The 14,102-nt window shown below is 71.5% G+C and carries 9 protein-coding genes and 2 tRNA genes; 3 read left to right on the top strand and 8 right to left on the bottom strand.

The annotated features are described in order from the left end of the window. The first annotated feature begins 24 nt into the window (after window positions 1–24). Entirely contained in the window at window positions 25–1,344 is a 1,320-nt protein-coding gene (locus ACX27O_RS17670; protein WP_030336619.1) for an ABC transporter substrate-binding protein, read from the top strand. 57 nt (window positions 1,345–1,401) lie between these two features. Here ACX27O_RS17670 and ACX27O_RS17665 read toward each other — a convergent pair whose 3' ends face one another. Next, the gene (locus ACX27O_RS17665) at window positions 1,402–1,650 is read right to left on the bottom strand and encodes a hypothetical protein (RefSeq protein ID WP_030336617.1); all 249 of its coding nucleotides are present in this window, start codon (window positions 1,648–1,650) and stop codon (window positions 1,402–1,404) included. 163 nt (window positions 1,651–1,813) lie between these two features. On the opposite strand from ACX27O_RS17665, the gene ACX27O_RS17660 reads away from it, so the two are divergent. Then, window positions 1,814–5,596: a S8 family serine peptidase gene (locus tag ACX27O_RS17660; RefSeq protein ID WP_458939743.1), complete on the top strand. Its 3,783-nt coding sequence runs from the start codon at window positions 1,814–1,816 to the stop codon at window positions 5,594–5,596. A gap of 117 nt (window positions 5,597–5,713) precedes the next feature. Here the strand turns inward: ACX27O_RS17660 and ACX27O_RS17655 are convergent. The 6 genes from ACX27O_RS17655 to ACX27O_RS17630 form a co-directional block, all read right to left on the bottom strand. Further along, window positions 5,714–5,790: transfer RNA gene (locus ACX27O_RS17655), tRNA-Met, on the bottom strand. 136 nt (window positions 5,791–5,926) lie between these two features. Further along, window positions 5,927–6,000: transfer RNA gene (locus tag ACX27O_RS17650), tRNA-Met, on the bottom strand. An 83-nt stretch (window positions 6,001–6,083) separates the two neighbouring features. Continuing rightward, complete coding sequence (locus tag ACX27O_RS17645) at window positions 6,084–7,016, bottom strand: hypothetical protein (protein ID WP_458939742.1); 933 nt, start codon at window positions 7,014–7,016, stop codon at window positions 6,084–6,086. Beyond that, on the bottom strand, window positions 7,006–7,515 hold the full coding sequence (locus ACX27O_RS17640; protein WP_030336612.1) for a SigE family RNA polymerase sigma factor: 510 nt from the start codon (window positions 7,513–7,515) through the stop codon (window positions 7,006–7,008). The genes ACX27O_RS17645 and ACX27O_RS17640 overlap by 11 nt, the downstream gene beginning before the upstream one ends. A gap of 186 nt (window positions 7,516–7,701) precedes the next feature. Further along, window positions 7,702–10,686 (bottom strand): UPF0182 family membrane protein, encoded by a 2,985-nt coding sequence (locus ACX27O_RS17635; RefSeq protein WP_458939741.1) that lies wholly within the window; start codon window positions 10,684–10,686, stop codon window positions 7,702–7,704. A gap of 96 nt (window positions 10,687–10,782) precedes the next feature. After that, window positions 10,783–11,796 carry a YlbL family protein gene (locus ACX27O_RS17630; RefSeq protein WP_030336608.1) on the bottom strand — a complete coding sequence of 338 codons (1,014 nt, stop codon included), beginning with the start codon at window positions 11,794–11,796 and terminating at the stop codon, window positions 10,783–10,785. A gap of 184 nt (window positions 11,797–11,980) precedes the next feature. On the opposite strand from ACX27O_RS17630, the gene ACX27O_RS17625 reads away from it, so the two are divergent. Next, window positions 11,981–13,273 (top strand): zinc-dependent metalloprotease, encoded by a 1,293-nt coding sequence (locus ACX27O_RS17625; protein WP_357638934.1) that lies wholly within the window; start codon window positions 11,981–11,983, stop codon window positions 13,271–13,273. Window positions 13,274–13,409: 136 nt separating this feature from the next. Here ACX27O_RS17625 and ACX27O_RS17620 read toward each other — a convergent pair whose 3' ends face one another. Then, window positions 13,410–14,018 carry a hypothetical protein gene (locus tag ACX27O_RS17620; protein WP_357638914.1) on the bottom strand — a complete coding sequence of 203 codons (609 nt, stop codon included), beginning with the start codon at window positions 14,016–14,018 and terminating at the stop codon, window positions 13,410–13,412. Window positions 14,019–14,102 lie beyond the last annotated feature (84 nt).

Raw genomic sequence — 14,102 nt, 5'->3', positions numbered from 1 at the left:
CCCCCGTAGGCCCAGGAGAGCGCCGTGCCCGTTGTTCGACCCCCGCTCGACCGCCTCGGCGCCGACCCGGGCCGGCGCCGACTGCTCAGCGCGCTGCTCGGTGCGCCTTTGCTCGCGTCCGGCGGGCTGGCGGGTTGCAGCGACGGAGCCGCCACCTCGACCCAGGACGGGCCCGTCGAGCTGTCGGTCTTCTGGTGGGGTGACGCCAACCGGGCCGCGCTCACCGAGAAGGCGCTCCAGCTGTACTCGACCCGCAACCCCCGGGTCACCTTCCGGGTCACCTGGCAGGGCGCCGACGGCTACTACGACAGGTTGGCCACCCAGGCGGGCGGCGGGAACGTACCGGACCTGATCCAGATCGACGACGCCATGCTGACGGAGTACACCCGACGTCAGGTCATCCTCGACCTCACCGACCGGCACCTGGATCTTCGGGGCCTGCCGGAGGGCCTGATCCGCTACGGCACGGTGGAGGGGCGGACGATGGCGGTGGCCGCCGGGCAGACCCACGCCGTCGTGGTGTTCAACCGGGACCTGCTGCGGGAGCTGCAGGTGCCGGAGCCACGGGCCGGGATGTCCTGGGCCGACTACATCTCCTGGGCCACCGAGGTCACCGAGGTCAGCGACCGGCGGGTGGCCGGCACCATGGACGGGTCGGGCGACTACCGGGCGCTCTGGCTCTGGCTGCGGGCGCAGGGTGGCGAGTTCTACCGGGGCAACCAGCTCGGCTTCGGCGCGGACGAGCTGATCGCGTGGTTCGAGCTGTGGCAGCGGGCTCGCCGGGCACGGGCCACGCCGAGCGCGGCGCTGGTCGAGCAGGCCGACAGCGGCGAGCCGGCCCGACAGCTGGTGGTGAGCGGGGCGACCGCCGCGTCCTTCGCCTGGTCGCACCAGCTACCGGAGCTGCAACGACTCACCGAGTCGGAGTTGGGCATCGTCGGCTTCCCCGGCCCGCCGGGCGCCCAGTGGGCACGGGCGTCGATGTACTGGGCGGCGTTCCGGGGCACCCGCCACCCGGACACGGTCGCCGACGTCATCAACTTCTTGACCAACAACGGTGAGGTCGGTGCCGTCCTCGGTCACGAGCGTGGGCTCAACGCCAGTTCCGCCGTGCGCCGCTACGCCGAGGGCAGCATCACCGACGCGGCCCAGCGACGTGCCGCCGCGTTCGGCACCAGCATCGCCGACCTGCTCGGGCCGGCGCCCGCGCCGCCGCCGAAGGGGCACGCCAAGGTGCGCACCCTGCTGGTCACCGCCGCCGAGCGCATCCGGGTCAAGCGCGACGGCACCCGCGAGGCCACCGCCCGCTTCCTGTCCCAGGCCATCGCGGCCCTGGCGGTGTGAACACCGGCGGCCGGTCCCGGGACCGGCCGCCGGTGACCGTCGGGGCCGCCGACCCGGTCAGCGCGGCGGGCCACCCCGGCGGTTGCGCATCAGACGCAGCACCAGGAACACGACGATCGCGACCACCACCAGGCAGCAGAGCAGCGGCAGCACCCCGAACCCGCTGCGGCCACGCCGCCGGGCGGCCTCCACCACGAGTTCGCCGGTGCCCGTGGACGCCCAGGCCGCCACGGGCACGAAGACCGCCAGTACGACCGCACCGAAGACCGCGCTCAGGCGGCCCCACCACTTACCGAATGAAGACATGTGCCCATCCTCGCCGAAGGGCGCAACCTCGGCACGTTGGTCCACGCGGATTTCCCGGGAGCGGAATGTCCGGAACGCTCCGGCCGGCGCGCAACGTGTTCGCAACGCCCCGGCAAAGATGATGATCTTTACATGAATGTCTTGAGGTGATCGGATTCGCCTCATGGTCAACTCTGTAGACAGTGCGCGGATCTCTCGCACCCGAAGATCTGCGGCGGCAGCGGTCGGCGTCACCCTCGTCGCCGCTCTCCTCACCCCCACCGCGGCGCACGGCGCCCCGCCGCCCCCACCGGCACCGCCCACGAAACCCGCTCCGAGCGGTGCCGCGGACCGTACCCCCGTCACGGTCACGCTGATCACCGGCGACCGGGTGACGGTGACCCCGGGCCGGCCCGGTGCGACTCCCTCGGTGGACGTCAAGCGCGCGCCCGGCGCCACCGGCTCCGTACGCATCTCCACCGAGGGCCGGGACACCTACGTCTACCCGGACGAGGCGGTGCCCTACCTCGCCACCGGCCGGCTCGACAAGCAGCTGTTCGACGTCACCCAGCTCATCGCCCAGGGCTACGACGACGCGCGGAGCGCCGAACTCCCCCTGATCGTCACCCGTACGACGGGGTCGGCGAAGCTCAGGACCGCGACCACGCTGCCGGGCACGCAGACCACGCAGCAGCTTCCCTCCGTCCGGGGTGAGGCGATCCGCACCCGCCGGTCACAGGCCGCGGACTTCTGGTCGGCCCTCACCGACGGGCGGTCACCGACCGCCCGCAGCGCTGCCACCTCGGCACCCTCCTTCACCGCCGGCATCGACAAGGTGTGGCTCGACGGCAAGGCGACGGCCAGCCTGGCCGACACCACCGCCCAGGTCGGCGCTCCGGCGGCGTGGGCCGCGGGTGGCACCGGCGACGGGGTCCGCGTCGCCGTCCTGGACAGCGGGGTGGACACCACCCACCCGGACCTGGCCGACCGGGTGGTGGCCTCCCGGAGCTTCATCCCCGGCCAGGACGTGATCGACCGGAACGGGCACGGCACCCACACCGCCTCCACAGTGGCCGGGACGGGCGCAGCCTCCGGCGGCCGGGAACGGGGGGTGGCACCCGACGCCGACCTGGTGATCGGCAAGGTCCTCGACGAGTACGGCAGCGGATCCATCTCGGGGATCATCGCGGGCATGGAGTGGGCGGCGCGGGCCGAGCACGCCAAGGTGATCAACATGAGCCTCGGCGTGAGCGCGTGGCACACCCAGGACGACCCGCTGAGCCAGGCCGTCAACCAGCTGACCGCCGAGACGGGTGCGCTCTTCGTCGTGGCCGCCGGCAACAGCGGACCAGATCCGTACACCCTCGGTGCCCCAGGCACCGCGGACGCCGCGCTGACCATCGGCGCGGTGGACACCTCCGACCACCTGGCCGGCTTCTCCAGCGTCGGGCCCCGGATGAACGACGAGGCACTCAAGCCCGACATGACCGCTCCCGGGGTGGACGTGCTGGCGGCCCGCTCGCAGCACATCTCCTGGGGTGAGGGCTACTACTACGTCGACAGCGGCACCTCGATGGCGGCGCCCCACGTCGCCGGGGCGGCCGCGCTGCTGGCCCAGAAGCATCCGACCTGGAGTGCGCGGCAGATCAAGGACGCGCTGATGAGCACCAGCGTCCGCACGCCCGACTACGACGCCTACCAGGCCGGCAGCGGTCGGTTGAACGTCGCCGCCGCCTACCATCAGGACCAGGTCATCGCGACCGGGTCGGTGGACGCCGGACTCGTCGGGTGGTCGCCGGGCAGCACCCCACAGCCGATCAGGCGGACCATCACCTACACCAACACCACGGACAGCCCGATCACTCTGACGCTCTCCGTCGACCAGGGCGCCTCCCCCGCGCGGACGTTCACGGCGACCGCCGAGGGCCTCACGGTGCCCGCCCGGGCGAGCGCGACCGCCGACGTCGTGGTGGCCCCGGCCGGTCTCCCCGCCGGCAGGTACTCCGCCCAGGTCACGGCCCGGTTCGCGACCGGCGAGGTGCACACTGCCGTCGGGCTCGCCGTGGAGTCCGAGAAGCACGACCTCACCATCCACCTGAAGGACCGCGCCGGGCGACCCATGAGCGGTGAGGTCGAGGTCGTCAACGCCGACACCGGTTCGGCCTTCATGTGGGTGCCGGACGGAAAGCTCACCGCCCGCCTCGCGCCCGGCTCGTACACCGTCGTCGCGGCGGCGGACGTGGAAGGTCTGCACGGGCCCCGCTCCCTCGGGCTCGCGATGCTGACCGCTCCCGAGGTCGACCTGAGCACCGATCGGGTGGTGGAACTCGACGCCGCGCGGGCCCGCCAGGTGAAGGTGGCGACAGCCCAGCCGACCGCCGTCGTCAACAGCCGCATCGACGTCTACCGCTCCTTCACCGAGAGCGAACCGACACCCACCGACTGGAACGCCCTGCGCGAGACGTTCTGGCCGGGTGCCGGCTACGACAGCCTGTGGGCCCTGCCTACCGGGAACAAGGTGCGCAAGGGCAGCTTCGTCTTCACCACCCGGATCCGCGCCGAGCAGACGCCGCTGGCCATCAGCTACCCCGGCCAGCAGCTCAACGACCCGCTCGCGCAGCCCGGTTCCCCGCCGCTGCCCGACGGCACCACGCGCCTGGACGCCGTCTTCGCGGGTGCCGGCGGCACCGCCGACTACGCCGGCCTCGCCGCCCGCGGCAAGGCCGTGGTCGTGCGCGGCAACGAATCGGTGACCCCCACGGATCAGGCGGCGGCGGCGCACACCGCCGGCGCGGCCATGCTCGTCGTGGTCAACGACCGCGCGGGCCGCAAGAGCGACTGGTACGGCAACCCCGACGCCGTGACGACCGGACCGATCCCGGTGGCCTCGGTGCCCATGGACGAGGGTGAGGCGTTGATCCAGAAGATCGGCGCTGCCGGCCGCAAGCCGCTCCGGCTGGTCGTCGTCGCCCATCCCAGGGCCACGTACCTGTACGACCTGGTGGACTACCACCGTGGCGCGGTGCCGAAGGACCCGTCGGCCAAGACCGACCCGGGCAACCTCGCCCGGATCGATCTCACCTTCTCCCCGCCCCCGGGCAAGCAGTCCAGCGAGACGCGGGTGGACTTCCCACCGTACGAGTACGCGGCGGCACGCCCGTTCCCGTTCGAACCGGTCGCGCCGGGGCCGCGTACCGACTGGGTCTCCGCGGGTGGCGGCGTCACGTGGATGCAGTACGCCGACGTCGCCGACTGGGCACGGTCCAACACGGAGGCCATCGCCTACCGGCCGGGCAGCGTGCAGAAGGACCGCTGGTTCGGGCCCATCACCCGGCCACGGCTGCTCAGCACCGAGATCCCGTTCCGGGGCGAGACCGCCATGAGCGCCTACATCCAGGGGTTCGGCGACGCGGGTGCCGCACACAGTGGCGGGGCCAGCATGTCGCAGGTCGCCACGTTCTATCAGGGCGACAAACAGCTGACCCAGTTCAACGGCTGGCCGGAGGTCGGCGCGGGTGACCTGTCGCCGGAGAAGCTGCCGTACCGACTGGTCGTCGAGACCACGGGCAACCCCGAGTTCAGCCCGTACTCGACCGCCACGCACACCGAGTGGAGCTTCGTCTCCGGCGGCAGCACGCAGGTGCAGGCCATCCCGTTGGTCCAACTGGACTACGGAACGGACGTGGACCTCGCGGGTCGGACGAAGCGCCGAACGGACCTCACGGTCAGCCCCGTGGTGGTGGGCAGCACCGCGGCCCGGGACGCCGTGTCGTCGCTCCGACTGGAGATCTCGTACGACGACGGGGCGACCTGGCAGCGGCAGGACCTGCGGGAGAAAAAGGGCGCCTGGCAGGCGTCCTTGAACGCGCCGCAGCGGGCCGACTTCGTGTCGATCCGGGTCACCGCCACGCAGCGCAACGGCGGCGGCGTCACCCAGACCGTCACCCGGGCCTTCGGCCTGCGGTAGCACCCGCCGGGGCCGGTGCCTGCACGGTGCCGGCCCCTCCCGGGAACGCTCGGGTCACAGCGGCACCAAACAAGTCCGGCCCCCACAGTGTGAGGGCCGGACTCATATCACTTTCAGTGGTAGCGGGGACAGGATTTGAACCTGCGACCTCTGGGTTATGAGCCCAGCGAGCTACCGAGCTGCTCCACCCCGCGTCGACTGGTTAAGACTATCCCATCCGTCCCAGTCATGATCAGTGGGGGTCACCAACCGCCGCGGCCCGGCACCCCCGCAACGTCGAAGCCCGCCCCCGGTGACCCGGAGGCGGGCTTCGAACTGCTGTTTCTCTCGTAGCGGGGACAGGATTTGAACCTGCGACCTCTGGGTTATGAGCCCAGCGAGCTACCGAGCTGCTCCACCCCGCGTCGGCTCGCTAACCGTAGCGCACCACCCCCGGGCCCCGCAAAACGACATCCGAATCCGCCGGCTGGCGGCCGGCACACCCCGGTCAGCCGAGCCACCTCCGAATGGCGGTGACCGCGCGTCGACCGTCCGCGTCGACCTGCGCCCGCTGGCTGGAGGTGCCCTCCCAGCCCTGCTCCCAGAGGATGGTCACCACGTCGCCGACCCGGATCGCCCGGACCAACCGAACGTCCTGCACACCGGTCGGGTCGCCGTTGACGTCCTGACCCGCGCTACGCATCTCGAACAGCACCGACTCGTCGCCGAACCCGCTGTCCGGGAGCAGCCGCTGTCGACTCCGCACCGCCGTGTCGCCGCCCGGCAGCTTCTGCTCGGGGCAGTCCCGCACCGCCTGCCGCAACTCGTCCAGCACGTCGTCGGCGCGCCCGGCCCGGTAGATCGTGATCGAGTGCGTGTAGGTGCCGTCCGGGACGTACCCCTTGGGGGTCTGCGGCAGCTTGTAGATCAGCAGCCGGGTGCGGCGGTGCACGACCGCCTCGCTCCCGATGTCCGCGCCGCACAGGCCCGGCAGCACGGCCTCGTCGCGAAACTGCGGCGCGATGCCGGTCTGGTTGGCCGACGGAACCGCGAAGAACGCCCGGTCCGGGATGCTCGTCGGCGTCCTGGGCGGCTGCGTGCCGGTACCACCCGGAGCCGTCGACGTGCCCGGGGAGCGGCCGGGGGTCGTCGGCGAGACGGGCGGCGATGACGGAGCGCCGGTCACGCTCGCCGACGGCGTCGGCGTCGGCGTCGGCGTCGGCGTGCCGGCCGGTACGGCTACGGACGTCGGCGGCCGGGTGACCACCTGGGCACCGATCACCGCGCCCACCACCACCAGCGCCACGGCCAGCGTTCCCCCGGCCGCACGGAACCGGGCCCGACGGTCCGTGTGGTGCCGCAGCACCTCGGGAACGCCCAGATCGGCGGCGTCAGCGTCGGCGGCGAGGGACCGGTACAGCTCGGACAGTTCACGCGACATCGGTGGCCTCCAATTCCACGACAGCCAGATCGGGCAACAACGCGGCGAGCCGGGCCCGGCCGCGGGACAGCCACGACTTCACCGTGCCGACGGGCACGTCGATCTCGTGGGCGATCTCCTCGACCGGCATGTCGAACAGGTAGTGCAGCGCCAACGCCCGCCGGTGGGTCGCCGGCACCTGACGCAGCGCCTGGACCAGCAGCACGCTGTCCTCGTTGGGCGGCGACACCGTCGGCGGTGGCCCGGCCAACCGCAAGGCGCCCCGCAGACTGCGCAGCCGCCGCCAGCGATCGGTCGCCAGCCGGGACACCACCAGCCGCAGCCACGCCTCCGGCGCCGGATGCGACGACAGCCGCCCCCACTGCCGCCAGGCCCGGGCGTAGGCCTCCTGCACCAGGTCCTGCGCCTCGGTGTGATCGCCGATCACCGCATAGCCGTACCGCATCATCCGCCGTGCGGTGCTGCGGTAGAAGTCATCGAAGCTCTGCGCATCTCTCACCACTGCTCCCCCTCATCCACCCCGTTGCAAATGAGGACGACGGGCCGGTGCCGCAGGTTGCGGCACGTCCGCGCCTGTCAGCGAGGTGACAGCCGGGCACGGCTCCGGACGCGGCGGAGCCCCCGCCGTCCGGACCGGTGCGGTCCGACGACGAGGGCTCCGAGACGTACGTGCGGGCGTGCCGGGTCAGCCGCCGGCACTCGGGCTGGCACCAGACCCACCAGCTGCCTGCTGTGCCTGCTGGAACGCGGTGAGCGCCTCGTCGAGGGCCTTCAGCGCCCGCCCGTACCGCTCGAAGTCGCCCGACGCCTGCGCGGCCCGGACCTCGGTGATCGCGGTCTGCACCCGGTCCGCGGCGGCGGCCAGGTCACCGGCCGGCGGTGGGGTGCCGGCGCTCGGGGTCGGCGTCGGCGCCGCCGTCCCCGAAGGAGTCGGCGTCGGGGTCGGTGTCGTCGGGTTGCCCCCGGTCGTCGGCGGCGGCGACGTGCCCTGCCCGGCCTTCTTACCCTGCTCGACCAACTGCTTGATGCCGTCGTTGATGTTGTCGGCGAGCGCCACGAACGAGCCGCCGTCACCGTACGAGAGCAGCACCTTCTGCAACAGCGGGTACGCGTCCTGCTGGTTGCTCTTCACGTAGACCGGCTCGACGTAGAGCATCCCGTCGGCGAAGGGCAGCGAGAGCAGGTTGCCGTACTGCACCTGCGCCTGATTGCTGGAGAGCAGGTTCAGCTGCTGACGGATGTTCGCGTTGTTCGTCATCTGCTGGTGCACCTGCACCGGGCCGGAGATCCGGGTCTGATCCGGCAACTCCAGCACCTCCAACCGGGGCTGCCCGTCGACGTACGACCCGGAGATCAGCGCGGCGAGGTTCTGCCGGCCGTTCGGGGTGACCGCGGAGGTGAGCTGGAACCGGGGGCTCTCCTGCCCCGGGAACTGGGTGAAGAGGTAGTACGGCGGCTGCTTCTGACCGCTGTCCGGGGCGTCCGGCACGTTGGGCACCTGCCAGAAGTCCTGCGCGGAGTAGAAGTCACCCGGGTTGGTCACGTGGAACTTGGTGAGCAGGTTGCGCTGCACCTTGAACATGTCCGCCGGGTAGCGCAGGTGCTCACTCAGCTCGACCGGGATCTCCGCCTTCGGCAGCACCAGGTCACCGCCGAACGCCTTGTTCCACGCCTTCAGCACCGGGTCGGTGTCGTCGTACTCGTAGAGCTTCACCGTGCCGTCGTACGCGTCGACAGTGGCCTTCACCGAGTTACGCATGTAGTTGACGTCCTCCCGGGCCAGCTGGAAGGTGCCCCGGTTGGTCAACTCGTCGGTGGTCTCGGTCTGGAGGTTGACCTTCTCCGCGTACGGGTAGGAGGCCGCCGTGGTGTAGCCGTCGACGATCCACTGCACCCGACCGTCGACCACCGCCGGGTACGGGTCGCCGTCCAGGGTGAGGAACGGCGCGACCTTCTCCACCCGGTCGCGCGGGTTACGCACGTACAGCAGCTTGGAATCCTTGTTGACCGCCTCCGAGAGCAGGAAGTTCGACTCCTGCTCCTTGATGGCGTACAGCAGTCGCCGGGTGAAGGAGCCGATCTCCACGCCGCCCTCACCGGTGTAGGTGTAGGACTCGCCGCCGCCCTCACCGACCGGCCGGTCGAACTCGGCCTTCTTGTTCGGGTCGGACTGCCCGACGATGGCGTAGTCGTCGGCCTCCATCCGCTCGCCGTAGTAGATGCGCGGCTGCTTGGCCGGGATCTGCTCGGTCTGCGAGGAACACGCCTCCTGGGTCTTCTCGCCCAGGAAGCCGGAGACGAAGAACGGCTGACCACCGCAGACCACCTGGTTGGCCGGTGCGGCCACCAGCCCGTACCCGTGGGTGTAGACGGTGTGCCGGTTGATCCAGGTGTTCTGCTGGTCGGTCAGCTCGCCATAGTTGATCTCCCGGACGCCGACCACGTAATCGGAGACATTCCCGTTCACCCCGTACCGGTCGATGTCCAGCTTCGGACCGAAGTCGTAGAAGCCACGCACCTGCTGGAGCTGGGTGTACGTCTCGCTGACCAGCTGCGGGTCGAGCAGCCGCACGTTCGACACCACCGAGGTGTCGGTGGCCAGGTTCCCCGGTGGGGTGAGGTTGTTCGCCGCGTACGGGGTCGTCTCGGTGGCCGCCAACCCGAACGCCGCCCGCGTCGCGTCGATGCTGCGTTGGATGTACGGCGCTTCCTTGTCCTTGGCGCTCGGCTTGACCTCGAAGGTCTGCACCGCCCAGGGGTAGATGCCGCCGATGGCCACCGCGGACACGCCGAGCAGCGCCAGCGAGATGCCCGGCCAGACCAGGTTCCGCATCCAGGCGTTGGAGAACACGATGATCGCGATCGCCACCACGATCGAGATGTAGGCGAGGATCTCCTTCGCCGGCAGCAGCGCGTTGACGTCGGCGTAGCCGGCGCCGTACAACTTGGCGCCCTCGTTGTACTCCAGCAGCATCGCCCGCCGGTCCAGCACGTACGCGACGGCCTTCAACAGCACGAACACCGCGACCAGGGAACTCAGGTGGGCGCGGGCCGCGTTGCTCATCCGGTCACCGACGCCCTGCAGGCGGACACCGCCGAAGAGGTAGTGCACCGCCAGCGCGCCGATCACGGCCAGCACCACAGCGGTGAAGGCGACCCCGAGCAGGTACCGCCAGAACGGCAGTTGGAACACGTAGAAGCCGATGTCGACCCCGAACTCCGGGTCCTTGACGCCGAAGTCACCGCCGTTGCGGAAGAGCAGCCACTGGTTCCACCGGTTCTGCGCCGAGAGGCCGGCGAAGAGCCCGACCACCGCGGCGGTCAGCGCGATCCAGGTGCCCAGCCGCGGGGTGAGCACCATCCGGTAGCGCTCCAGGGTCGCCTGCTCCACCGAGTGCGGGCGCAGTCGCGGGCGCAGCCGGTAGGCCAGCCACAGGTTGCCGCCGACGATCACCGCCATGCCGAGGCCGATGGCGAGGAACAGCACCAGCCGGGTGAGCAGGACGCCGGTGAAGACCTGGGTGTAGTTGACCTCGTCGAACCAGAGCCAGTCGGTCCACGCCTGCACACCCCAGCCGAGCAGGGTGAAGAGCACGAACACCCCGACCAGGACGGCGATCGTGACGCGCCCGCGCCGGCTCATCCTCGGAAGGGGGCTGCTGCTACGCATGACCACTGTTGGCTCCGCACGCTCGATATGATCGGCTCCGACCAGGCACCCAGAGTACGGGGTGTTCCTGAGCGTGTCGGGGCACGGTCACACCCGTCAGCAACGCGTCGGCTGACCACCCGCTCGCAACGTCTCCAGAGCGGTCATCGCCTCGTCCAACGAGCCCACCCGCAACAGCGGCAGATCGGGCTGCGGATTGCGGACCGCCTCGGCACAGTTGTCCGCCGGCACCAGGAAGACCTTGGCCCCGGCGCGCTTGGCGCCGACCAGCTTCTGGGCGATACCGCCGATCGGGCCGACGGCGCCCTCGTCGTCGATGGTGCCGGTGCCCGCGATGACCTGACCGCCGGTCAGGTCGGCCGGGGTCAGCTTGTCCACGATCCCCAGGGCGAACATCAGACCGGCGCTCGGCCCACCGATGTCGCCCAGGTCGATGCCGAGCGTGAACGGATGCGGCTGCTGCTGATCGATCTCGACACCGATCCGCGGTCGGCCGTCCTGCTCCTGACTGGTCACCGTCGCGGTGGCCGGCACCCCGTCACGGGTGTAGCCGATGGTCAACGCCGTGCCCGCCGGCTTCGCCCGGACCAGCTCGGTGACCTTCGCGGCCACCGGCACCGGCTGGCCGTCGACCGAGGTGATCAGGTCGCCCGCCTTCAACGCCCCGGCCGCCGGGCCGTCCCCGGCCACCGTCTTGATCACCACCTGCACCGGAAAGCCCAACTTCCGCAGCGCGGCGGTCTCCGCGCTGGTCTGTGACGCCTTGAAGTCCTCGGCGTTGCGCTGCTCGACCTGCTCCGTCGACTCCCCCGGCGGGTAGACCAGCTCGCGCGGCACCACCGCCTCGTCGTCGGAGAACCAGCCAGCGATCGCCCCCCGCAACCGCACAGTGGGCTGCACCCCCACCGTGGTCAGCCGCAACTGGCCGGCCGAGGTCGAGGTCTCCCGACCCGAGACCTGGATGACCTCCTTACCGTCGGCCGTCCCGAGGGTGTTGACGGTCGGACCCGGGCCCAGCACCACGTACGGAATCGGCACCCGGAGCACCCCGATGCTCAGCAGGGCGGTGAACAGGGCACCGAGCAGGACCGTCAGGCCACGACGTCTCATGCCGCAGAGCGTACCGACCGGGCACGGGTCACCCGGCGGATGCGCCGCGCGACTTCGCCCTCAGCGCAACGCCAGCGACGGCGACCTGGGGCGCGGTCCGCGTACCGTAGATGTCGTGCCTGATATTCCGTTCGGTTTCGCGCTCCCGGGTGGGCAGCCACCAGACCCCAACGATCCCGCGCAGATGCAGCAGTTCATGTCGCAGTTGCAGCACCTGCTCTCCGCGCCGGGCAGCGGGCCGGTCAACTGGGACCTGGCCCGGCAGGTTGCGGCCAGCCAGCTCGCGGCCGCCGGTGACCCGGCGGTGTCGATGTACGAACGCAACGCGGTCGAGGAGGCGCTGCGCCTGGCCGACCTGTGGTTGGAGCCCGCCTCGGCGTGGCCCTCCGGCATCCAGAACCCCGTTGCGTGGAACCGCAACGAGTGGATCTTCAAGACGCTGGACGTGTGGCGCAAGCTGTGCGACCCCGTCGCCAGCCGGATGGTCGGCGCGATGGGCGACCTGGTGCCACCGGAGGCGCGCGCCCAGCTCGGCCCGATGCAGTCGATGGTGGCCTCCCTCGGTGGTGCGCTCTTCGGCGGCCAGTTGGGCCAGGCCCTCGGTTCGCTCGCCGCGGAGGTGCTCTCCGCCGGCGACATCGGGCTCCCGCTCGGCCCGGCCGGCACGGCCGCGCTGATCCCGGCCAACATCCGGGCGTACGGCGAGGGCCTGGAGCTGCCCGAGGACGAGGTCCGCCTCTACGTGGCGCTGCGCGAGGCCGCCCACCAGCGGCTGTTCCAGCACGTCCCGTGGCTGCGTGGGCACGTGCTCAGCGCGGTCGAGATGTACGCCTCGGGCATCCGGGTCAACCGGGAGGCGATCGAGGAGGCGATGGGTCGGGTCGACCCGACCGACCCCGAGTCGATGCAGGCGATCGCCCTGGAGGGCATCTTCACCCCGGAGGACACCCCGGCGCAGAAGGCCTCACTGGCCCGCCTGGAAACCGCGCTCGCCCTGGTCGAGGGGTGGGTGTGCCACGTCGTCGACAGCGCCGCCAGCGACCGGCTGCCCAACGTCGTCCGGTTGGGCGAGGCGTTCCGCCGTCGTCGGGCCGCCGGCGGTCCCGCCGAGCAGACCTTCGCCGCGCTGGTCGGCCTGGAGCTGCGTCCCCGCCGGCTGCGCGAGGCCGCGGCGCTCTGGGCGGCGCTCACCCAGCACCGTGGCATCGAGGGCCGCGACGCGGTCTGGGGCCACCCGGACCTGCTCCCGTCGGACGACGACTTCGCCGACCCGGTCGCCTTCGCGATGAACGACATGGACCTCAGCGAGCTGGACAACTTCGACTTCACCGCCCCCGGCGGGGTCGAGGAGAAGGCCCCCGGTCAGCCGGGTCAGCCCGGTCCCTCGGGTCAGTCCGGCCCGTCGGGTCAGTCCGGCCCGTCGGGTCAGTCCGGTCCGTCCGACGAGACCGACGGCGAGGGTGACGCCAAGTCCTGACGTCCGCGCATTGATGGCCGATGCCCGGGGTTCCCGCCTGATCGACAGCGGGTGCCCCGGGCGCGTGTTCGGCACGTCAACGGAGCAGGCCGGATCGCGGAGCAGGCCGGATCGCGGAGCAGGCCGGGCTGACGGTTCAGGCGGGTCGGGCCGACCCGGAGAGCAGGGCACGGGTCGCTTCCCAACCCTCGAAGGCCGGGTCCAGCGTGGCCAGGTCGGCCGGGCCCCGCAGTCGTCGCCACCCGGCGGTGACCGCCACGTCACCCGGGCGCGGGGCATTGGCGCGCGCCTCGGCCGGCGTCGCCGTGTCCAGCTCCAGCGTCGGCAGCCATTCCGGCGCGGGCAGTCGTGACGCGACCCCGAGCAGACCAGGGCCGCCGCCCTCGACCGGAGCCACCGCGACCGGTCGGGTGGTGAGTGGGCGCAGCAGCTTGCCGACGGTCAGGGCGGGCAGGTCAGGCACGTCGCTGACCAGCACCGCCGCCTGGTCGTACCCCTCCAGCGCGGCGAACACGGCGTTCGGCGTCGGCTCGGCAACCTCGTACACGGCCGTGCCGGGCCACACCAGCGCGTCGGCCAGAGCCCGGTCCGCCGGGGTCACCGCTACCGCGACCTCCACCTCGTTGAGCGTGGCCAGCAGGTCGATGACGTCCTCCGCGAGAGCCGCCCGCCATTCCGCCAGGTCAACGCCCGGCGGCGACCAGTGCACCGGCCCGAGTAACGCCACCACCACCCGTCGCGCCATCCCCCGACCCTAGCGCCCCACCCCGTACCGCCACCCCACCCGGCCCGGCCCACCCTGCCCGGCCCGACCCGGCCCACCCGGCGC

Source organism: Micromonospora sp. SD19, from assembly GCF_054462275.1.
The sequence above is the reverse complement of the archived record's forward strand: the minus strand, read 5'-3'. Positions and strand labels throughout refer to the sequence as shown.